This window comes from Candidatus Thermoplasmatota archaeon, from assembly GCA_029907305.1.
Classification (GTDB): domain Archaea; phylum Thermoplasmatota; class E2; order DHVEG-1; family DHVEG-1; genus JARYMC01.
Window position 1 is genome coordinate 1 of sequence record JARYMC010000002.1, and the last position, 22,886, is coordinate 22,886.

The window sequence follows — 22,886 nt, forward strand, 5'->3', positions numbered from 1 at the left end:
CCTTTTCTTGGCACATCCCATCTAATAGGAAAAAAATGAATGTTTTTTTCTTTAATTATTTATTTCGGGATGAAGCCCTTTTTTAGATAAATTTATAAGATAGCTTTATATATAACTTTTTTATCCTGGGGATATTTGTGAGGAATTTGGTTGGCGATATTGATTATAATGCAGGAAAGGTGTGGAGAGCATTAAATGAAAAGGGTTCTCTGCAAAAGGAAACGATATTAGAGCTTACAAATCTTAGTGAGGATGAGTTTTACAGTGCTATTGGTTGGCTTGCGAGAGAAAACAAAATATTCCTAGATAATCAGAATTTCTTTAAATTAGGTGAAACTAACCTTACTCCAGAGATTGGCAGTAATGCTGGCAAGGTTTGGAGAGTAATGAAGGTTTGGGGAGAGGTTGATGTCTCTCTTATAAAGAGACTGGCTTTGATAGATGAGAAACATGTCTACTCTGCTCTAGGTTGGTTGGCTAGGGAAGATAAGATATGTTTTGATGAAAACTTAATGAAATACAGTTTGAAGAATAAGGGTTAAACATTACTCATAAAAAATGGTGTGGTAAACTTAAAATATGATGTGCATTCGCAAAGATTTGAGACAGTGTACACTAAACATAAATAGAAAATATGAGGCATAGTAGATGAAAGTGGCGATGATTGGCTGGGAATACCCGCCGTTCAAGGCGGGAGGACTTGGTACCCATTGTTATGGGCTTACTCGTAGTCTTGCTGATAAAGGCGTAGTGGTAGATTTCTACATGCCTAAGACTAAACATGGTGCTAGTAGTGATAAAAAGAATCTTGTTATAAAAGAGGTTGGTGAAACAGAGATATTCCCTTATGATAGACCTAATGATAAGAGTTTGGGTGGGAAGTTTTTTGAGGCTGTTTATAAGTACAATGATTTAGTTGTTAAAAGAGTTCGTGGTAAATATGATCTTATTCATTCTCATGATTGGCTTACGATGAAGGCTGCTGTTGCTTTAAAAGAAAAAATGGGTGTACCACTAGTTGTTACTATTCACTCTACTGAGTATGATCGAAGTGGTTGGCTTTACCCAAACCAATGGTTCATTGACATCGAGAAGGAGGGAATGCAAAAGGCTGACCGTATCATCGCAGTCAGTGAATTTACCAAACGAATCATTGTTGAGAAATATGGTATAAACCCTGATAAAGTTGTTGTCGTCCATAATGCTGTCTACCCTATTGGTGAGGGGGAAAAACAGAAGATGGTTTTGTTCCTTGGTAGACTTACTATCCAGAAGGGGCCAGAGTTTTTCCTGCGTGCTGCTAAAAAAGTTTTGGAATATGAGAAGGATTGTCGTTTCATTGTTGCTGGTACTGGTGACATGCTACCTCGTCTTATCAACCAAGCTGTTGACATGGGTATAGCACAGAATGTTATATTCACAGGCTTGTTAACTGATGAGGAAGTAAAACATATCTACAAGATTGCTAACATTTACGTTATGCCCTCTGTAAGTGAACCTTTTGGTATAACAGCACTTGAAGCCATGTCTGCAGGTACCCCTATCATAGTTTCAAAGACAGCTGGTGTAGCCGAGGCATTGCGTAACTCTTTAAGGGTTGATTTCTGGGATACAGATGATATGGCAAACAAAATTATATCCCTTCTTAGATATGATCCTCTACGTAGAACAATGGTTGAACACGGGAAACGTGAACTAGAGTTGTTCACATGGGATCGCGTAGCTGAGAGAACAATCGATGTCTACAAGGGGGTATTGTAAAACATGACGTCAGTATGTTTATACTTCGAGGTACATCAACCTGTTAGACTAAATCGTTTTTCAGTTTTCAACATAGGCAAAAACGTTGATGCTTTTTCAACATATTTCAACCACGAGCTTAACCGATGGGTATTTGAGAAGGTTGCTAGAAAATGTTATCTCCCAACAAACAACCTTTTACTGGACCTCATAAATGAGCACCAGGGAAAATTTAGAATTTCTTTTAGCATAACAGGCACGTTCGTGGAATACTGCCAGCGTTACATGCCTGAGCTTTTAGATAGTTTCAAAAAACTTTTTGCCACAGGCGCAGTTGACCTTATAAACGAAACATATTTTCATTCACTGTCAAGTTTATATGATGAGTTAGATGAATTTGAAGAACAGGTCATTATGCACCAGCAGATGATAAAAAAAATTTTCAACTATAAACCCTCTGTTTTTAGAAACACTGAAACAATATATGACAATCGCATAGCAAAAAAAGTCGCGGACATGGGATACAAAAACATTCTCACAGAGGGAACCGAAAAAATTCTAGGCTGGCGTTCACCAAACTACATCTACAAACCAGTTAATGCAGACATAAAAGTGTTGCTTAGAAATTATACGCTTAGTGATGACATCGGCTTCCGTTTCTCAGCCCGTGAATGGCCAGGTTTCCCTTTAACCGCTGATAAATATGCTAAATGGATTTCCAACTGCGAAGGCGATATTGTAAACTTGTTTATTGACTATGAAACCTTTGGTGAACACCAATGGATAGAAACCGGTATATTTGATTTCCTAAAACACTTACCAGGTGAGGTGTTGAAACATAAACACCTGGACTTTGTCACAGTAACTGAGGCAGCAAACAGATATAATGTTGTTGGTGAAATCGATGTACCATGGGCAATTTCTTGGGCTGATGCAGACCGCGATGTCTCAACATGGCTTGGTAACAACATGCAGATAGCATGTTTCAACGAGCTTAAGGACATAGGTAAAAAACTTAAACAAATCGGTGACAAAGAATTGTTATATGTGTGGCGTCTTCTACAAACATCAGACCACCTCTATTATATCTCAACAAAGGGTGCACAGGATGGAGACGTTCATGCTTACTTCAGCCCCTATGATGCTCCCTACGAGGGATTTATCAACTATATGAATATCCTCCAGGATCTTAAACAAAAAGCTAATCAATAAAAAAAAATTTCGGTGAGGAGAAAACAAGGATGAACATAGTACATTTCTCATGGGAGTTTCCACCAGTTATATACGGTGGGCTGGGTACTTTTGTTACAGAAGTTTCTCATAGACAAGCTGCTCTTGGTCACAACGTCACTGTTTTTTCACTTAACCGCGGTAACACCCTTCATTTATACGAAAAACTAGATGGTGTTGAGGTTTATAGACCAAAGACACCCGACCTATCATCAGTTTTTTATCTCTGCGCAGACCATGAACTACGCGCATGGGGCCAGTATTTCAAGTTTTTTGCTGACGTTCTCAGCTACAATGTTATCTCCGCGTCACAGGTTGTTAACACGATTGTGAAAAAAGAAGGTAAACATTTTGATATAGTTGATGCACACGACTGGCTTGGCATCATGGCTGGGATGGTAACAAAAAAAGAACTAGGCTTACCACTGGTTTTTCATGTTCATTCAACTGAGGTTGGTAGATCAATCGGTAGAGGATCACACACAATAAAAGACATTGAGTTTGAGGGTGGCCAGACTGCGGATTGTGTTATAACCGTGTCTAATGCTATGAGTGATGAGCTTCAGAAACTAGGTTTCCCACCAAATAAAATAAGGGTTTGTTGGAATGGTGTTGACACTAAAAAATATGACCCAGATCGTGTGAACCAAGACGCAAAAAACCAGCTTAGACGAAAATATGGTATAAATGATAATGATCATATGATATTTTTTATAGGTCGTCTGGTCAGCGTTAAAGGCGTTGACAACTTAATAAAAGCAATGCCAAATGTTCTAAACGATTTCCCTAACTCTAAGCTTGTTATACTTGGTGTGGGTGACATGGAAAACACCATTAGAGGACTTATAAATGATTACAGACTTCAAGAAAAAGTTGTTTTAAGAAACGAGTTTGTTAGCGAAGAGGAACGTATACTGCATTATGCTGCAGCTGATGTTGTCGTCCTACCATCATTATATGAACCATTTGGTATAGTATGCACCGAGGCTATGTCTATGGCAAAACCAGTTGTAGTAGGTGCGCGGGGAACTAATGGTATGCGAGAACAGATAACACCAGATGGTGAAAAAAAATGCGGCATACACATAAACCCCTATGAACCAAATGATATAGCATGGGGTATCAAAACAGTTCTAGGATCAAAAGATGAAGCCCGATTGATGGGGGAAAATGCTAGAGAGCGAGCAGTTAATAATTTCAGTTTAGATATCGTTACAAATAAAACCCTTGAAATATATAAAGAACTTATTAGATAACATGTTTGTTTAAAATAGGAGTGTTGAAATATTATGAGGGAGTGGATTGTTACAAACGGTCTCGGCGGTTACGCTTCATTAACGCACTCTAATACCAACACAAGGAAATTCCATGGATTGCTAGTAGCAAGTCTTGAGCCACCAGCAAAAAGATGGGTTTTTGTTACAAACGTCTACGATAAATTAATGATAGACGACAGGACATATGATCTTAGAAACATAAAAGGTAAATTTGTTTTTGAAACATTCCCATCAATCCTGTATGATATAGAGAACGTACATATCAAAAAAACTTTTTTTATGGAACATGGGAAAAACACGTCTATTGTTAGATATAGTATAATCACAGAAAAACCAGTTGTCATGATTCACAACCCTGTTCTGAATTCTAGGCATTTCTATGATACAACCAAACCAGGAGATGTATCATTTAAACAAGAGGCTATAGAGGATGGTGTTTGCATAAAACCAAGTAACATAGACAGAGAGTTAAAGATGATATTGCATGACTCGCTTTATGAACCAGATGAATACTGGGAGGAGTTTTATTACAAAACAGACCATGAGCGAAAAGACTCATGGATAGACCATAACATTCACATAGGTGATTTTTACAAAGAAATAAAAAGCCCATTTGAGTACTATCTTATTTTCACCCTAGAAGATGAAATACATAGTAAACCACTAGCTACATACGCTGGGGAGGTACAGAGGAAAAAAAATTTGTTGGAAAAAGCTGCTTTGAACCAAAAATTTGAGAAACTAGTTTTGTCAGCCGATAACTTTATTGTAAAAAAAGATGATGAGAAATCAGTTATAGCTGGTTATCACTGGTTCGGCGACTGGGGTAGAGACACACTAATATCCTTACCAGGTTTGACTCTTGTTACAAAAAGATACGATGATGCAAAACAGATACTACTTAATTTCGCTAGATACTGTAAAAAAGGTCTCATACCAAACAATTTTGTTGACCGTGACTCGACACCAGCTTATAATACAGTTGATGCATCCCTATGGTACATAGATCGAGTCTACCAGTACATGAAATATACAGATGACCAAGAGTTTCTACAAAAAATATGGGACACCCTTCAGTCCATTATTGAAAACTATCGTATAGGAACAGAGTATGGTATTCATATGGATAAAGATTTTTTGATAAGTCATTGGCCTGGTCTTACATGGATGGATGTAAAAATTGGTGATAACTATATTACGCCACGTTCAAAAAAAGCAGTAGAGGTACAAGCTCTATGGTACAATGCGTTGATGGTAATGGGTGCTTTATCAAAAGCATGTGGTAAACCAGATAACTACAGTTATCTTGCTGGGTTAGTTAAAGAAAGTTTTAACAATCAATATGATAAACAATATGATGTTATTGACACCAGGGATTTATCATGTAGACCAAACAAGATATTCCTTGCATCACTTGATTTTTCCATGATCAGCAAAGATAAAGAGAAATGGATCTTAGATGATGTTGAAAACAGGTTGCTTACGATTTTTGGTTTGAGAACCTTAGCTGTTGATGACCCGAGATACATTGGTGGTTACATCGGTGATTTCAACAGAGATTTAGCCTACCATAATGGTTGTGTGTGGCCCTGGTTACTAGGCCCGTTTATAAAAGCTTTTGTTAAAACCAAAAACTATGAGAGAACTTGGAGGGAATATGCTTATCAGAATTTTTTGAAGCCTATGTTTGATGTTTTTGGTGAAAACTGGGATGGCTCTATTTATGAGATATTTGATGGTGACCCACCTTTTGTTCCACAGGGTTGCATAACGCAGGCTTGGAGTGTAGCAGAAATACTTAGGGCATGGGTTGAGGACATTGAACAAATAAAACCAAAGTATGATTATAATTTTTTTTTATTACATGAAATAAGCATTTAGCACATATTGTTGTATCATCCTGTTTGTGTTGAAGAATGATGCGTTGATTGCTATGCAACTTCTCATTGTTCGTATCCAGTTGTCTCTATCATTGTAAAATTTTGGTATGATCCATGTCTCAAGTTTGCTGTAGAGATCATTTCGATCAGCTTCATCATCTGATTCTCTTTCGTTGGATTTTCTTGAACCAATCGCCCAGCCTGTGATGTTTTCGATGCGTCCTTCTATCCACCAGCCATCCAGGGTGCTTAGTTGTGGTACACCGTTGTGTGCTGCTTTCATACCTGATGTACCTGATGCCTCTTGTGGTCTTCTTGGTGTGTTAAGCCATAGGTCAACACCTGCTGTCATCAATTTACTTATCGCCATATCATAGTTGTGGATGTATGCTATTTTAATTTTACCACTTAGTTTTTTCATAACCTGAAAAATATTCTTTATTGCCTCTCTACCACTATCATCTTTCGGGTGGGCTTTACCAGAGTATATTATTTGGAATGGCCCTGCTTTTTCAGCTATTTTAACTAGTTGATCCGGTTTTGATATAAGAAGCTCAGGTCTTTTGTAAGCTGTTTGTCTACGCGCAAACCCTATTGTAAAATGATCGTAGTTTAAACCAGTGTTGTACCTATTGTTAACAAAATCTATAAGCTTTTTTTTTGCCTCCATATGAGCAGCCCATATCTCATATTTATCTATGCTAAAAGCTCCCCTTAGCAGATAAGGGTCTGAGCGCCAACCAGGCATATATTTGTCGAACAGTCGCTGAAAAGGCTCAGATACCCAAGTAGGTGTGTGAACACCATTTGTTATAGACTCAATTGCGTAACCAGGGAACATCATCCGCGAAACCTCACCATGTTTTTTTGCTACACCATTAACATAATGGCTAAAAAACAAGGCAAGTCTCGTCATATTCAGTTTGTTCTCAAAAGTGATTTCGTTGAGGAGATGATCCGGAAGCATATCCCCAAGCATGGATTTAGCAAGTGATAGATCAAACTGGTCGTGCCCAGCAGCAACAGGTGTATGGGTAGTAAAAACACATTGCTGTCTAACTTTTTCGATATCCTTAAAATGGTTATATAACTCGAGTGTACTGAGTGCAGCATGCCCCTCATTCATATGATATTTATCAATTGTCTTGTACCCCAATGCTTGCAAGGCACGAACGCCACCGATACCTAGAACAATCTCTTGCGCAAGACGATATTTACTGTCACCACCGTACAAATACTTTGTTATTTCCCTATCATAATCAGAGTTTTCTGCTAGATTTGTGTCAAGGAAAAAAACTGGGACAATATATCCACCTAAGCCTTGTATCGGATAATACCATATACGTATGTAAACAGTCCTATCCTCAATTTTTACACTCGTTCTAGTTGGTAGAAAATTAAGAAAATAATCTATGTTGAAGTTATGTGGTAACTCAATCTGATTCCCATCAGAGTCTATTTTTTGGTAGAAATATCCTTTTTCAGATAGTAACGTTACTCCAACAATTGGTACGTTCAGATCCGCGCATGATTTCAGTGTGTCACCAGCTAGTATACCTAGTCCACCGCTGTATGTTGGTATATGCTCGTTTATACCCATCTCCATAGAAAAATATGCTATCTTTGGTTTACCTGAACTCCTTAAATCGTTGTTGTTAGAATCTTTTTTTGTTTCTGTGTTGGGTGTTTCCATTGCTCTCCTTCCACCTAATTTGAGCGATGTAATGTAATATGTTTGTTATAAAATGTTTTACGGATTTTTCATATTTTTGTCTAAAATTATATAAAGAAATCATCATATACCATTATAGATTTGTGGGGTGGTGTCCTTTACGGCAGAAAAAACATGTAGTTTATGTAGTCGTAAGATGAATTTAAAAGAAAACCTATCTGGTTTGGTGTTCAGGGATGATTATTTTTTATGTGAGGAATGCCGCTCCAGTCACTCGGAGGAATACATTGAGAATTGGACAAAAACTGTTATGAATATTTCAGAGAACGGTATGCCTATAGCACTATGGTTAATTCATGAGCAAAACAAACAAAAAGAAATGATGGTAAGAAAAAGATAAAATAAATGGCTCTTCCCCACGAATTATCGGACTAACAGATATGAACAGCATGAAGGATTCCTCAAATCAAGATTCAAGGATATGAGCCAAATAAATTATAAAGCTGCAGCAGGTTATCCAAATCAAGCCTTTATCGTTCGCAGGAAAATACATTGTGCTATTAATCGGATTAGTAACTATAATAGTATTACTAGTAATAGCTTTTTCACTCGGGAGAAAACCTAAAAAATAACTAAAATTTTTCATTTTTACTTTATTTTCAAAAATCAAAGTTTTTTTATGAAAACACTTTTTAGATTATAGTGGATTATGTAGATTATGATAATTCTAAAACTTGGTGGAAGTGTAATAACAAATAAGGGTAAACAATGTTCTTTCAGACAAAGGGTAATGGGTAACCTAGCTAAGGAGATTAAAAAGGCAAACAAAGAAATCATTCTTATCCACGGTGCAGGATCCTTTGGTCATATCCTTGCTAAACAGTACAGATTAAACGAAGGATATCTAAGAGAAGATCAACTAGAAGGTTTTTCTATTACACATGCAACTGTCCAAAAATTAAATTCTCTTGTTCTAAAAACTCTGCATGATAACAAGATTCCTGCTGTTTCTATACCTCCACATTCAATATTGAGGTTTAATAATCACAAATTGATGCAGATCGATTACAATATTTTCGAAGAATACCTAGATAGGTATTTTATTCCAGTAACATTTGGTGACGTAGTTCTTGATAAAAAACTTGTTTTTTCAATTTGCTCTGGTGACCTGCTTGTTGATGCTCTTGCTAGATATTTTAAACCAGAAAAAGTTGTTTTTGTTATCGACGAGGATGGTTTGTATACATCTAACCCTAAGATAAATAAAAATGCAAGGTTCTTAGATAAGATTCCATTGAGAGATTTAGAGAGGTTGACAACTGCTGCAGATAGTCATGCTGATGTCACTAGAGGTATGGAGGGTAAAATTGATATAATAAAGAATGTTGCCAGGTTTGGAATTGATACTGTTCTGCTAAACGGTAATAAACCTGGTAGGTTATATAATGTACTGGTTGGTAAGGAAACTAAATGCACTATTGTTATGGGTCTGTGAAAAATGAATCAAACTGAGAGTAGAAAAGATGAACATGTGAAGATTTCTTTGGCTAAAGATGTTTCAGCTCATCATAACTTTTGGGATGACGTTAAACTAACTCATAATGCTCTGCCAGAGATAAACAAGGATGAGGTTGATCTTTCTACTAAATTATTTAAAAAGAAGCTCGGAGCCCCAATAGTTATTTCTGGTATGACTGGTGGTTACAGACGTGCTAAACAGATAAACGAGAACCTTGCTGTTGCTGCTGAAAAATTTCAGATAGGTATGGGTGTTGGTTCTCAGAGGTCTGCTTTGGAAAACAAGGATTTAAGGGATACTTATAGTGTAATAAAAAACTATGATATCCCTCTACGTTTCGCAAATATTGGTGCTTCGCAGCTTGTTTTGTGGGGTCATAAAAAAACTTTAGAAAATGTTCATAAAATGATTGATATGATTGATGCTAATGTTTTTGTTGTTTGCCTTAATTTTTTACAGGAGGTTGTTCAGTTTGAGGGTGAGGCTAACGCAAAAGGTTGCCTCAACGCGATAAAAAGTTTGGCTGAGAATTTGGATTTACCTGTTGTGGTCAAGGAGTCTGGTGCTGGTATCTCATTTGATGTTGCTAAACGCCTCTCGAAAACTAGGATAGCTGGTATCGATGTAGGTGGTATGGGTGGTACGTCTTTTGCTGCTATCGAGCATTACAGGGCTAAGATGATAAATGACGTTCTTCATGAGCGGGGTGGTAAAACTTTCTGGGATTGGGGTATACCAACTCCTTTGTCTATTTTGGATGTTGGAGCAGCAACAAACTGGAAGCTGCCTATTATCGCCACTGGGGGTATAAGAAATGGTTTGGATGCAGCCAAAGCATTAGCGCTTGGTGCAGACTGCGCTGGTGTCGCTCATGCTTTTTTGAAACCAGCAACTATTAGTAAAAAATCTACTGTTTTTGAGGTTGAACTGATGATCAAGGAGTTACGTGCTGCAATGTTTTTGGTTGGTGCTGATAAGGTTTCTAAGATGCCTGATGTTGGTGCTGAGGTATGGATCTAAAAGCTGAGCTTGAGAGAAGAAAAAACCTTTTTAATGTGGAGTTACGAAATTTTTTGAGAGATGGCAAACCAGAGGTTCTTTATGACGCAGCTAGGCATCTTCCAATAGCTGGTGGTAAGAGACTCCGCCCCTGTATATCTATGCTAGCTGGTGAGGCTGTATCTGGTGACTCAGAAAAGGTTATGCCTTTTGCTATCGCTATTGAGCTTATTCACAATTTCACTCTAGTCCATGATGATATCATGGATAAGTCGCATCTCAGAAGGAGTTTACCTACTGTTCACATAAAGTTTGGTGAACCAACTGCTATTATGGCAGGCGATTTACTTTTTGCTAAAGCGTTTGAGGTGGTTCATAACATAGAAGATATCCATGTTTTCAAAAAACTGGATTATGGGCTTGTAAAATGTGTTGAGGAAATATGTGAAGGACAGCAGCTTGATATGGAGTTTGAAAAAAGAGAGATAGTTTCAGAAAAAGAATATCTTGAGATGATAATGAAGAAAACCGCTTTTTTGTTCATGTTTGCCGCGGAGGGTGGTGCTATAGCTGCTGGTGGAGCCAAAGAAGAAGTCGGTGCTCTTAAAGAGTATGGCAAGTTTCTTGGTTTAGCTTTTCAGATATGGGATGATTATCTTGATATCAGCAGCAGAGAGGAAACACTTGGCAAAGATATTGGTAACGACATTAGAAATGGTAAAAAAACGCTCATAGCTGTTTATACACTGAACAATGTTAGTGGTAATGATAAGAAACTTTTAGGGAAAATATTTGGTAACAAAGATGCATCTGAGGAAGAGGTTAGAATGGTTTTTGATCTTTTCAAAAAAACAAAAGCAATAGATTACGCTAGAGAAACTGCTGTTGAGTATTGTAATAAAGCCAAGGAAGCTCTTGGCGTTTTAAAAGAATCTGATGCTAAACAGGTTTTGTTGGATCTTGTTGACTATTCGATTAGTAGAGAGAAATAGAAGTTTTATGTCGGTTGATAAGATAAAGCAGACTGCTCGTAAATATGCTCTTCAAAATGCTGTGCAGTTTAATGGCAAGGCTAATGAGAAAGCGGTTGCTGGTAAGGTTATAGCTGATCTCCGGAAAGATGGTTTTAATCCTAAGGATATAATACCTGTTGTTAATCAGGTTGTAAAAGAAGTGAATATGCTTTCTTTGGATGAGCAGGTTTCTGAGTTGGAGAAAACAGCGCCTGAGCTTCTCCAAAAAGAGAAGAAGGAGAGGGATTTTTCTCTCCCTGAGTTACCATATGCTGTTAGGGGTAAGGTTGTTACTCGTTTCCCGCCTGAGCCTAATGGTTACCTTCATATTGGTCATGCTAAGGCAGCTATCATAGATTATGAGTATGCTAGGATGTATGATGGTAGGTTCATTTTGCGTTTTGATGATACTAACCCTGAGAATGAGCAGATTGAGTTTTATGATGCTCAGAGAGAGGATCTTCGTTGGCTTGGTATAGATTGGGATGAGGAGTACAATACTTCTGATCATCTTGAAAAACATTACAGGTTTGCTGAGCAGCTGATAGAACAGGGTGATGCATATGTTTGTAGGTGTGCACCAGATAAGATAAAAGAATGTCGTTTTCATGGTAGGGAATGTGAGTGTAGGGGTGTCTCATCTGGTGAGAACATGGATGCTTGGAGGGGGATGCTTTTTTCCTCTTTAGATGATGTTATTCTTCGTTTGCGTGGTGACATGTGTTGTTCTAATACTGCTATGCGTGATCCTACTTTGTTTCGTATCATTGAAAAACCACATCCGATTCATGGTGATAAGTACCGTGTTTGGCCTACGTATGATTTTGCTGGTGCTGTTGAGGATAGCATTAGTGGTGTAACTCATCCTTTTAGGACCAAGGAATATGAGCTTCGTGATGAATGTTATTTTAAACTCCTTAATCTTCTTAAGCTTAGGAAACCCTATTTGATGGAGTTTGCGCGTCTATCCATAGAGGGTATGCCTGTTTCAAAACGTAAAATAAAACCACTCATTGAAAAAGGGTTGGTTTCTGGTTACGATGATATAAGACTGCCTACTCTTCGGGGGCTTAAAAAACGGGGGATTTTACCTGAGGCTATAAAACAATTTGTTTTATCACAGGGTACGTCTAAGGTTGAGTCGACTGCGTCTTTTGGTATTGTTGAATCATTCAATAGAAAACTGTTGGATCCTAAGGCGAAGCGATATTTCTTTGTTAAAAACCCGATCAAGCTTGTTGTTGAGAATGCTCCATCAGTAAAAAAGACTATTAATTTACATCCGACTGAGAAACTTGGTAGTAGAACAATAGAAATTGGTAAAACATTTTTTGTTCCTAAGGAGGATGTGAATAAAATAAAAGCTGGTGATGTTTTTAGGTTAAAAGATCTTTTTAATGTGAAGATAAAAAGAAAAAACAAAGAGGTTTTTGCTGAGTATGTTGGTGATGAGTTGATAACCGATACTCCTAAGATTCAGTGGACGACAGATGCTTATGTTAAAATGAAGGTTTTTGTTCCCCAGCTTCTTTTTGTGGGTGAGGAATATAACCCTAAAAGTTTAGAGGAAATAGATGGTTTTGCTGAGGAGGCTGTTTCAAACCTTAAAACCGGTGAGATTGTCCAGTTTGAGCGTTTTGGTTTTGTTAGAATTGAAAATGAGAAGGGTCGTCTAATAGGTTTTTTTGCTCATAAGTAAACTTTTTAAGTTATCACTTGTTTTCTTATCTTGCCTTTAAGATATGCTTAAGGGTGTTTGAGGATGGGATGAAAGATGCAACTCCGTAAGAAGATGATGATAGTTTCACCTGTTTTTATATTGTTTTTGTTTGTTTTAACTGATAGTGTTGCTGCTGTTAGTATCAAACCTGATTTTACTAGTGTTGGAATTTCTATTGCTGTTCTTGTTGCTGCGATAGCTACCATTATTGCTGTTCTCACTGCTGCTGGCGTAAAATATGTTACACCTGAGAACGTCCTCAACACTGAGATTAGGAAGAATCTTTATCATTACATAGATGAGTACCCTGGGTCTCATCTTCGTGAGATCGCTAGGGAGCTTGATTTGAAGCCTAGTAACGTAGCATGGCATCTACGTAAACTTGAGCAAACCAATCTTGTGAGAAGTAGAACTATTGGTGGTAAAAGGGTTTACTATTTGGTTGAGGGTGGTATTGATGCTAGGAAAGAGGCTGTTGCTGAAGCTGTTTTAAGAAACAAGAACGCCCGTAATATTATGCGTTATTTAAATGATAACCCTGGTAAACATCTCCTCGAGATAGCTCATGCTCTTGGTCTTAACCATCATACTGTTAAATGGCATATTAAAAAGATGTATATGGCTGAGCTCATAGAGGGGGATACAACTAATTCTGCTTACCCTGTTTATTATCCTACTGAGATCGGCAAAAATGCTTTGTCTAATATGTCAGATCATTTCAGAAGACCTGGTCATGCATCCTAAAAAAACTTTTTTAGAGTCTACCGACGTCTGTTACCTCTGCGCTATCAACATTTTTAATTTTTAAAATAGCCTCAGCTATAGGATCAAGCCCACCAGCACCATCAGGAACCAAAACAGTTACGTTCAAACCTTTCAAACCAAAAGCAACATTCTTAATCTCTATCCTACCAACTCTGGCAGGTGGTTTAATTAACGCTTTAATATCCTCTATCATTTTCTCTAGTTTTTTGTCCTCCAAAACATCTGCTGGCATAACCCTGATAAGACCAATTACTTCACCCATAAAAAAATCCCTCTACGGTCCTGTGAAACCACATTTTGGACACACATATTTTATGCTTTGTTCTCTACAGTTATTGCATCTACCGATTATTACATCGCATGTTGGGCATGGAAACGTTGTAGACCCCTGTGCAAGGAGTCCTCTTCCACATGATATACACTTGTCAGCCTTTTTCATAGGATTGGACGTATACATATCTAATATTAAAATCTGACGGAGTTGTGTTGTAGAGGGTATTATTTTTTTTCTCCTCTTTTTATTTTATCTATAGAAAACGATGCTACCGATTTAAATATTCTATACTGGAAAATTGCACCAGCTATCAGGTTCATATGGTAACTTATAAATCTGAATAACAATACGAAAACCCCTACAATTGTGAAAAGTGTTTGGTCAAAACTAGAGTAACTAAGCAATGGATGCCCATATACAATCAACGATTCTCTTATCAACACAGTATATAAACCAGCCATCCCAAGTTCTGTAATCCCTGAACTGCCCGGAGTCGTAGGCATCATAACAATCAGCAATAATAGTATTTGTGCAGCAAAAGACTCGATAAAAAATGGTTTCAAACCTAAACCAAGTAGTATCATCGAGGGGATCATAAAACCCATTGACCACATCAAAACAGTTAGTATACCACCAATGACCAAACCTTTTCTACCCTCTGTTACAAACAGGACCATGCTGTTGTGGAAATTATCAACCTCCCTGTTGATACGATCCACTATACCTGTTTTCCCTCTTTGTTTATGTTTCTTGGAAATCTTACTTATCTTGCCATCGAGCCATACAAGAAAACCTTTGATTCTTTCAGGGTTTTTGATAACCCATATAAAAATGATTATGCCTATTATAAAAACAAAAATCCCTATTGTTAACCCTATGTTCAACCACCGTATATCAACCTTGTCTTTGAATATAAAAAAGGCGAAAGGAACAGTAACAAGGATAAAAATAGCATCAAGCAACCGCTCACCAAGCACAGAGGCTGTTGCGCCACCAATACTCATACCATCCTTGTTTAAAAGATGAATCCTGATAGGCTCCCCACCAGCCATAGAAGGAGTGATACCAGCTAGGAAGAGGTTAGCTATGATTATCTTTGTGGACTCCCAGAGACCAATTCTCAGGTTCTTGTCTATTGATTTGCTAACTACCATCAAACGTGCGCCCCACACCGCCCAAAACAATACGTTAAAAAACATTGTAGCAAAGAAAAACTCATAACGTATGTTTACAGTAGATAAACGATCAAACGTTGAGGGATCAACAGTGAAATACAATATACCAATGATGAAACCAACACTGAGAAGAATACTAATAGTTATAGAGATTTTTGTTTTATTAAATTTTTTTTCCACACCAACGATATTCTAACATAGTTATATCTCTCTTATGGTTATTTTTTCATATATCTAATATTTTAATACCCCATATCAGATTATTCATTTCATGCAAGAAAAACAACCTGAGCAAAACACGGTAGACAACAAAATACAAGGACTTATAAAAGAAAAAGAAAAAACAAAAGAAAAACTAACTGAAGAAGACGTCTCAGAAATCAAAAAATACTACTCATTAGAGGCTATGATCATAGTGCTTTTAACAACCATAGCAGTATCCACTTTCCTATATCTAATAGATGCAGTTGTTCTCACAGACATGGACCTATTATACTATATGTTTTCTATGCTCATATGCCCATCAGCATTCTTCCTACTGTTTTTGCATGCATGGGCGTTATTCAGGAGCATAACAACAGGAAAAGAATCAAAACCTTTTATCTTGGATTCTATTTATCTCATATTCGTCCCACTAGCATTTCTTTTGATGTACACACTTAATTACGTCTATCAGATATTTGACGTTAAAGCAAATTTCTTAACACCCGGTTGGGTAGTAGCAGCAATCCTATTGTTTGTAGAAGTAATAATAGCATTTTTCTTATCAGCACATATAATCGCAAGAAAACTATCAGAGATATTCCCACTCATTTTCCCAGAGGATAAAACAAAGAAAAAAACAGAAATTAAAATAAGAAAAGAGAAACCAAAAAAACGTATAAGCTTAAGAAGTAAACCAGATTACTCTATATGGGAAAACGAAAAATTTTTTGTTAAATACAGTAATAAATAAACCAAAAAAACGTCTTTGTGAACATATGAAGAAACTACCTTTAGGTAAATACATAAAAACCATGGGTTATGCTCTCTCAAACTATGTTTCGAGAGAATGCATATACCCTTTCTATGCCTCATTTAAGGTTACACATAAATGTGGGTTAAGATGTAGTTTTTGTAACGTTTGGATGGAGAAAACACCGGATCTGAAAAAAGATGATGTTTTCAAGGTTATAGATAACATAGCGAATTCAAGCATAATAGTTCTAAGCCTAGAGGGGGGAGACCCTCTTATAAGAAAAGACCTTGGGGAGATACTTGAATATGCACATCAAAAACCTTTCTACCTTTTTTTTACAACAAACGGTCATCTATTGGATAAAAGACCTATGAAGGAGTATGGTAAACACATAGATTACCTACACATAAGCATAGATGAAGGGCATGGTAATTTGGAATTTTTTGATAGACTAGAAGAATTTCAGAGCTATGGCCCAGAGATTTGTATACAGATAGTTGTAACAAAAGAAACATTATCAGCTCTTGAAGAAAAAGTAAAAAAAGTCCATGAAGTAAATGCTAGAACTGTTGTTATGCCAGCATGCCACCTAGATGGAACAGATGATTACTATCCTGATCCAAAGGATTTCAAAAAAGAGGTAATCAGACTTAAAAAGAAATACAAAAACACTATAACCACACCAAAAGGTTTCCTAGAAAACATAAATAAACCACATGGCTGTTCAACATCATCAATAATAATAGACTCAGACGGTGGTTTATTTTACCCGTGTAGAACAGTTGGACAAAGACTCTATAACTTTACAGATGGATCATTCATGGATTTCCTAAAAACAGAGGAAGCAAAAAAAGCAAGAAAGGATATGAAAAACTGTTCCAGAAGCTGTGGGTGGTACCAATATTTTGCAACAGATGTGTTCGCATCACCATGGTCGCTAATCTCATCACTCAGCCCGTACATTTTTAAATAAAAAAACTGTTTATCAACAATAAGTAATTTTTGACAAAGAAACACTTAAGGTGGATAAATAAAAATGAAGATACTATTCACAACAGAGTCGTATTACCCGATCATAGATGGTGGAGCGATAGCGCAACACAGGATTGTACATGAGCTAGTGAAAAAAGGACATGATGTTCGAGTTATAGCACCAGGGTTCTCATACAAAAACACAGTTGAGGAAGATAACGGATCAAAAATCTACCGGGCAAAAGGCGTCAAGTTACCATTTTACATGAACGGCAAATACCATTTTTCACCATTCCCTATTTTTTATGTTAAAAAAATTATTGAGTCATTCAAACCAGATATAATAAACATCTGCTCAGCCTACCCGATCAGCATGAGTGCTATTGTTTGCGCAAAAAAATACAAAATCCCGCTAGTGGGCTCTATTCATATGCTTCCTGAAAACATGCTCGCCCCGTTTTCAAAAACAAGGTTTTACAAAACAATGTGCAAATACTCTTGGTCATACCTGGTTTATCTTTACAACTTGGTTGACTGGGCTACGATACCAACACAGACAGGCGCAGACATGTACAAAGCAAAAGGACTAAAAACCAAAATAACACCTATATCAAACGGTGTGGACACAGGGACCTTCAAACCAAACAATGATGGCGAATATCTTAGGAAAAAAATTGGTTTACCAAAAGAAAATATCGTCCTCTACACTGGTAGAATAAACCAAGAAAAAAACCTTGATGTCCTTATAAAAGCAATACCGATAGTTGTCAAAGAAATTAATGCACATTTCCTTTTCTGCGGCTCAGGCGGCTACAAAAATGATATAATAAAAATGACAAAAGACCTAAGCGTTTATAATAATACGACGTTCATAGATTTCCTTGACTGGAAAGACTACCCAAATGTGTATTCACTTGCTGATGTTTTCGTCATGCCAGCTGAATCTGAACTACAAAGCATAGTGACACTTGAGGCAATATCCTCTGGGTTACCAGCTGTTGTTGTAAACAAAGGTGCTGTACCAGAACTAGTAAGTTACAACAACGGTTTATTATTCGAACCAGGTGACAGCAAACAACTAGCAAAAAACATCATCAAAATATTATCTGATAAAAAACTCTATGAAACTATGAGCAAGAATAGTTTAGAATTAAGTAAAAAACATTCGATCAAAAACGTAGGATATGAGTACGAAAAAGTATACAAACAACTACTGGAACAATACAAAAAAATAAATGATTTTAAGAACTCTCAAGATACTTTTCTATATACGTCCAATTAACAAAATAAACCTCAGTCCAATGAACCTCTTCCATATCTTCATTAAGAGTAGCATTTCTATACAAAAGTTCAAAAGGCTCATAAGAAAATTTTTCATAAGACTCGTTGGTCATATAAACTATATCCCAAAGCCCAACCCATACAACATCTTCCTTCATTATATCATCAATTAAAACATGAGAAATTTTACTATAGTTTTTTCCAACACCATACAATTCACTTGAATAATCAGTGAAGTTCTCTGCAACCCAAATATCCCGCGCTTCATCCAATGTCGTGTTAAAACCCGAAGCCTCAACAAGCCTAGACAGACGATGATCAGACGCAATCACACTACCGTTTCTATCGATGTTTTCTTCTAACCAGGTTATAACAACGAGATTCTCACGTGTAATTGACTCGTCCTGGATATTTAACGCCTGGTTTGATGGATACACTGATGAGCCAACAGCTGCAGTGAGTAATAACACAACCGCGATATAGAGAAACTGAGATCTTTTGAGTACGCTATATTTTTTAAAAAAGTAGAAAGATGGTTTTATTGTTTGTTCTATTTTTTCTTTTGAACCGGAGATTTTTTCTGATACAATTGTGGAGATTGTTTGAATTCCATAAACAGCAAAAATGCTTATTGGTGCCATCAGATATTCAAGATGCCTATCTGGGAATAGGAAACCATTTGTTACCAATGCATATAAGAATGAGAGGAAAATTCCAAAAAACCATCCTCTTATAAAATCACCGTTCTGAATAACTTTTATGTATCCAAGACCAGCAGCTGCAAATCCACAGATTAGAATAAAAGGAATCGAATATAGTACTGATAGGGGTGTGAAACTGAAATTAGTCCATGGAAGTTTTTCAAAAATAAAAAAACAGGCCGATGCAAATAAAGTTATTGTAAAAACTAAAAAAACAAGTAGAGATTTTTTTGCTGTAGGAGGTTTTTTAACAGCAAAAAATCCAAGTTTTCGTTTAAACCAAATCAACATAAACATTGCAAATAAAACCAAATAAAACAATATGATTACATAAATGGATCCTATGTAAAAACCTCCTATGTTTAGACCCTTTGACATAAAATCTTCGTAAACAGGTTTAGCGATAATGACCCAGTAAGAAAATACAAGAAAACTAGTTAGTAGTATATATGTAACATCTTTTTTTAATGAGCTAGTCCAATTTTTAACACCGATGTTTTCAAAGAATACAATTGATATTATCGAAATAATGTAGAAGTATGTGGTGAAATGATGAGACATGATCAATAGGATCGTGGAGATAAATAATGGTAATATGAACCATGTTTTTTGTCTGAATCTGAGGAAAAGATACAGTGATAGCATCATGAAAAAATGACCCATGGTTAGTGGTGCAGCATGACTAGTCTGATAAACATGGAATGGTAAAACTGAGAATAAGAGACTTGTTAGAAGCGCTTTTTTTCTGTCACCAACAAGGTGGTATACTATGAAATAAAAAATGAATATTGAAAGGCCGCCAAAGATTGGTGCGATTTTAGGTAGAATTGTGATGACATCCAAACCTGTTATCCAATGTGTAATACCTGTGATTGCATACAGTACAGGGAAATACTGATATGACCCACCCCAGCCGTTATATGAGTTAAATACTTCTTTTGTTTCCACAAACGATTTTGAGAGACCATAGTAAATCCCAAAGTCACCACCCCAAGCAGCATTAGTCCAAGCTGGTATAGAACGCAAAATTATTGCAACCACTAGAATTATCATTAACCAAAAAAACCAACTTTTTGCAACTATTTTTATCTTTGATGTACTATCTAAGGTCATCTCCTCACGGTATAAACTAATCTTATATATCTTTTGCCTTAATAAAACTGATTACAAAAAAAGAGAAACCCTCTATTGGAAAGGACTTTTGTCAACAGAGTTGATAATCCTAATTATGTTTTCAACAGACTTATCAACATCGCATTTCCTTGTTATACCAGTTGTCTTTTTTGCAGTGATTGTATCCCTTTTCAGATCTATCTTGTCTTGGCTAACAGAATAAAAACTACCTTTCTTGTTATGATACTCAGCTAGATATTCTTGCTCTATCTGACCAGGCGTAGGAGTCATCAAAGCCTTCGTACCAATAACAGCTAAATCCAAAATCGTGGAATAACCACTACGTGAAACAACAAGCTTAGCACGATTCAAAAAATCTTCACGTTTATCTTTTGTCAAAAAAGAATAAATCTCAACGTTTTTACCAACATCATTATCCTTTTTCTCGGTTTTACCAAGTGTTACAACAATTTTTCCATCCAGCTGATTTATTTGTGACAAAAGCTTTTTTTCCAACAGGGTTCTCTGTGGCTCAGGACCAGATATAGAAATAAGATAATCAATATCCTTTTTCACATCGGTTTTTTTGAAATCAGAGAGTACACCAACATAATGTAATTTATCCTCATCTATCTTTTTAAGGTTATGCGACAAATCACCCGAGAGGTTATCATCTTTGTAGTCAGGTACAATAACACCACAGTATCTTCTAAAAAAGAATAAATTAAAAATCTCGCTACCTGACTCCAGCATTTTAATACGAAGAGGATTCATTATTCTCATCTGATGAGATATAAAAAAAGACGGGATTTTCCTACTATAAATCTCATAACGTGCATCAGATATAATACGATCACATTTTCTAGTCTCCAACATCTTGGTGAGTTGTCTCAGACCTTTTCTCATCCCACTAATAAACTTAGGCCAATAAATCATGCTCTTTGCCATGAACTGCCGTGCATTCTCAGAGAGTAGCATCGGGTAATCTGGCATGTCAATATATTCTATGTCTTCCCCGAGTTCCTTTTTTAGCAACTCAAGAGACCTACCACTGGATATGATTGTCAAATCGTTATCCTCATCAATCAGTTTACGGATAACCGGTAAGGATCTCGTTGCATGACCAAGACCCCAGGAACAGACTCCATAAATTATTTTCATCTAGTTTGCTGTATTCTGTTTTCCTCATATATACCTAACTAGTTGATAGCATCTTTTATATTCGATATTCCATACAGTTTTAGTGAGGTCTTATGGGCTTCAAAGAAAAACTATTGAATATTGTTCATGAGAATGATAGCTTGGTCTGTGTTGGTCTTGACATTGATCAAGAAAAAATGCCAAAGTTTCTTTTTGATACAAGTAAGGATCCTTTTTTTGATTTCAACAAATCAATAATTGATGAGACCAAAGACCTTGTTTGTGCTTACAAACTAAATATGGCTTTCTACGAAATCCTAGGTTTAGAGGGTTTTAAACTTCTTGAGAAAACAGTGAAACATATACCTAGAAACGTTGTTGTTATACTTGATGGAAAAAGAAATGATATAGGTAACACAGCTAAGAAATATGCTAAGTCTCTTTTTGAAACCTATAAAGCAGATGCTGTAACTGTAAACCCATATCTTGGGATAGATGGTGTTAAACCATTTTTAGAATACAAAGATAAATGCAGTTTTATTTTGTGCAGAACATCCAATCCATCTGCTGTTGACTTCCAAGATCTTAAAACCCAGGGTAAACCTTTGTATCAGATGGTTGCTGAGAAGATAAAAGAATGGAATAAAATTGGATATTGCGGCGCGGTTGTTGGTGCAACGTATCAAGATGAACTAAAGATTATACGTGGTATACTCGGTGATAATATACCTCTGCTTATACCAGGTATAGGTAAACAAGGTGGGGATGTAGAGAAAACAGTCAGATACGGTGCAAACAGAGACGGCGAGATGGCAGTTATCAACTCGTCTAGGGAAATAATTTTTGCTGGGGATAAAGAAGATTTTGCAGAAAAATCAAGGGATAGAGCATCTTCTCTTAGAAAGGAAATCAACAAATATCGTTAAATCATCCCACCAAAACCTTAATTACCAACTTTTTTTATAGCAATATTTGCCTTGATTCGAAGAGTTCCATGATAAAGTGATTGGAACAGCAAGTTCAAGGCGACAAGAAATCTATACCAATTTGGGTCCCTCTTTGATCATTCAGACGTGACGTCAAGAGATGAATAAGAGGACAACCTTGGTATCGTACATATGTCGCGAATTTGCTTACATATCTTGTCCATCTGCTGCATACTAATGGGGGATATGTGGCAACACCCAACAGCCTGTATAATGTGAGGTTTGTTGGGTGACAGCGACAAAATTGTTTCCATAAGTTAATTTTATGTAATAAATTATATATACTCTATCTTATATGATAAACAATTTCTCTTTGAAAAAATCTCCAAAAAGGAGTAATACAAAATGGGGGAATACCACTTCAAAGGAGGAGCATTAAAAAATAACTCTCTCAATATTCATCATATATCAAAAAGGATTATTTGTATCCTAGTGGTATTAATTTTATTTTCAACAATTTTTTCATCAACG

Annotated in this window: 21 protein-coding genes; 15 read left to right on the top strand and 6 right to left on the bottom strand. The window is 36.5% G+C overall.

Going from position 1 to position 22,886, the window contains the following annotated elements:
* Positions 1–137 precede the first annotated feature (137 nt).
* The 5 genes from QHH19_00180 to QHH19_00200 all read left to right on the top strand — a co-directional run bounded on the left by QHH19_00180 (position 138) and on the right by QHH19_00200 (position 6,128).
* On the top strand, positions 138–542 hold the full coding sequence (locus QHH19_00180) for a winged helix-turn-helix domain-containing protein (protein MDH7516765.1): 405 nt from the start codon (positions 138–140) through the stop codon (positions 540–542).
* Between the two features lie 106 nt (positions 543–648).
* Positions 649–1,761, top strand: coding sequence for a glycosyltransferase family 4 protein (locus tag QHH19_00185; protein ID MDH7516766.1), 1,113 nt, complete (start codon positions 649–651; stop codon positions 1,759–1,761).
* Between the two features lie 3 nt (positions 1,762–1,764).
* A complete protein-coding gene (locus QHH19_00190; protein MDH7516767.1) occupies positions 1,765–2,952 on the top strand; it encodes a glycoside hydrolase family 57 protein in 1,188 nt (395 codons plus the stop codon).
* Between the two features lie 29 nt (positions 2,953–2,981).
* Positions 2,982–4,226: a glycosyltransferase family 4 protein gene (locus tag QHH19_00195; GenBank protein MDH7516768.1), complete on the top strand. Its 1,245-nt coding sequence runs from the start codon at positions 2,982–2,984 to the stop codon at positions 4,224–4,226.
* Positions 4,227–4,259: 33 nt separating this feature from the next.
* The gene (locus QHH19_00200; GenBank protein MDH7516769.1) at positions 4,260–6,128 is read left to right on the top strand and encodes an amylo-alpha-1,6-glucosidase; all 1,869 of its coding nucleotides are present in this window, start codon (positions 4,260–4,262) and stop codon (positions 6,126–6,128) included.
* Here QHH19_00200 and glgP read toward each other — a convergent pair.
* A complete protein-coding gene (gene glgP / locus QHH19_00205; protein ID MDH7516770.1) occupies positions 6,108–7,820 on the bottom strand; it encodes an alpha-glucan family phosphorylase in 1,713 nt (570 codons plus the stop codon). The genes QHH19_00200 and glgP overlap by 21 nt on opposite strands.
* A gap of 127 nt (positions 7,821–7,947) precedes the next feature.
* On the opposite strand from glgP, the gene QHH19_00210 reads away from it, so the two are divergent.
* The 6 genes from QHH19_00210 (at position 7,948) to QHH19_00235 (ending at position 13,794) form a co-directional block, all read left to right on the top strand.
* Positions 7,948–8,199 carry a hypothetical protein gene (locus QHH19_00210; GenBank protein MDH7516771.1) on the top strand — a complete coding sequence of 84 codons (252 nt, stop codon included), beginning with the start codon at positions 7,948–7,950 and terminating at the stop codon, positions 8,197–8,199.
* A gap of 318 nt (positions 8,200–8,517) precedes the next feature.
* Positions 8,518–9,294 carry an isopentenyl phosphate kinase gene (locus QHH19_00215; GenBank protein MDH7516772.1) on the top strand — a complete coding sequence of 259 codons (777 nt, stop codon included), beginning with the start codon at positions 8,518–8,520 and terminating at the stop codon, positions 9,292–9,294.
* 3 nt (positions 9,295–9,297) lie between these two features.
* Positions 9,298–10,338, top strand: coding sequence for a type 2 isopentenyl-diphosphate Delta-isomerase (fni, locus tag QHH19_00220; GenBank protein MDH7516773.1), 1,041 nt, complete (start codon positions 9,298–9,300; stop codon positions 10,336–10,338).
* Positions 10,329–11,309: a polyprenyl synthetase family protein gene (locus QHH19_00225; GenBank protein MDH7516774.1), complete on the top strand. Its 981-nt coding sequence runs from the start codon at positions 10,329–10,331 to the stop codon at positions 11,307–11,309. The genes fni and QHH19_00225 overlap by 10 nt, the downstream gene beginning before the upstream one ends.
* A gap of 7 nt (positions 11,310–11,316) precedes the next feature.
* Positions 11,317–13,029, top strand: a complete 1,713-nt coding sequence (locus tag QHH19_00230) for a glutamate--tRNA ligase (protein MDH7516775.1) — start codon at positions 11,317–11,319, stop codon at positions 13,027–13,029.
* Between the two features lie 75 nt (positions 13,030–13,104).
* Complete coding sequence (locus tag QHH19_00235) at positions 13,105–13,794, top strand: winged helix-turn-helix transcriptional regulator (GenBank protein ID MDH7516776.1); 690 nt, start codon at positions 13,105–13,107, stop codon at positions 13,792–13,794.
* Positions 13,795–13,804: 10 nt separating this feature from the next.
* Here the strand turns inward: QHH19_00235 and QHH19_00240 are convergent, their stop codons facing one another.
* Genes QHH19_00240 through QHH19_00250 form a run of 3 tightly spaced genes read right to left on the bottom strand, consistent with a single transcriptional unit; the run spans position 13,805 to position 15,444 of the window.
* The gene (locus QHH19_00240) at positions 13,805–14,077 is read right to left on the bottom strand and encodes an elongation factor 1-beta (protein ID MDH7516777.1); all 273 of its coding nucleotides are present in this window, start codon (positions 14,075–14,077) and stop codon (positions 13,805–13,807) included.
* Between the two features lie 12 nt (positions 14,078–14,089).
* Complete coding sequence (locus tag QHH19_00245) at positions 14,090–14,254, bottom strand: zinc finger domain-containing protein (protein MDH7516778.1); 165 nt, start codon at positions 14,252–14,254, stop codon at positions 14,090–14,092.
* A gap of 59 nt (positions 14,255–14,313) precedes the next feature.
* Positions 14,314–15,444: a flippase-like domain-containing protein gene (locus tag QHH19_00250; GenBank protein ID MDH7516779.1), complete on the bottom strand. Its 1,131-nt coding sequence runs from the start codon at positions 15,442–15,444 to the stop codon at positions 14,314–14,316.
* 91 nt (positions 15,445–15,535) lie between these two features.
* Between QHH19_00250 and QHH19_00255 the strand changes: the two genes are divergently transcribed.
* From QHH19_00255 to QHH19_00265, 3 genes are all read left to right on the top strand, one after another.
* Positions 15,536–16,219, top strand: a complete 684-nt coding sequence (locus QHH19_00255) for a hypothetical protein (GenBank protein ID MDH7516780.1) — start codon at positions 15,536–15,538, stop codon at positions 16,217–16,219.
* Between the two features lie 25 nt (positions 16,220–16,244).
* Positions 16,245–17,195 (top strand): radical SAM protein, encoded by a 951-nt coding sequence (locus QHH19_00260; GenBank protein ID MDH7516781.1) that lies wholly within the window; start codon positions 16,245–16,247, stop codon positions 17,193–17,195.
* A gap of 63 nt (positions 17,196–17,258) precedes the next feature.
* Positions 17,259–18,476 (top strand): glycosyltransferase, encoded by a 1,218-nt coding sequence (locus tag QHH19_00265; protein ID MDH7516782.1) that lies wholly within the window; start codon positions 17,259–17,261, stop codon positions 18,474–18,476.
* Here QHH19_00265 and QHH19_00270 read toward each other — a convergent pair.
* Together QHH19_00270 and QHH19_00275 are read right to left on the bottom strand one after the other, a co-directional pair.
* Positions 18,436–20,289 (bottom strand): hypothetical protein, encoded by a 1,854-nt coding sequence (locus QHH19_00270; protein ID MDH7516783.1) that lies wholly within the window; start codon positions 20,287–20,289, stop codon positions 18,436–18,438. The genes QHH19_00265 and QHH19_00270 overlap by 41 nt on opposite strands.
* A 72-nt stretch (positions 20,290–20,361) precedes the next feature.
* Positions 20,362–21,450 carry a glycosyltransferase family protein gene (locus tag QHH19_00275; protein MDH7516784.1) on the bottom strand — a complete coding sequence of 363 codons (1,089 nt, stop codon included), beginning with the start codon at positions 21,448–21,450 and terminating at the stop codon, positions 20,362–20,364.
* 92 nt (positions 21,451–21,542) lie between these two features.
* Between QHH19_00275 and pyrF the strand changes: the two genes are divergently transcribed.
* Entirely contained in the window at positions 21,543–22,355 is an 813-nt protein-coding gene (gene pyrF, locus QHH19_00280) for an orotidine-5'-phosphate decarboxylase (GenBank protein MDH7516785.1), read from the top strand.
* Positions 22,356–22,886 lie beyond the last annotated feature (531 nt).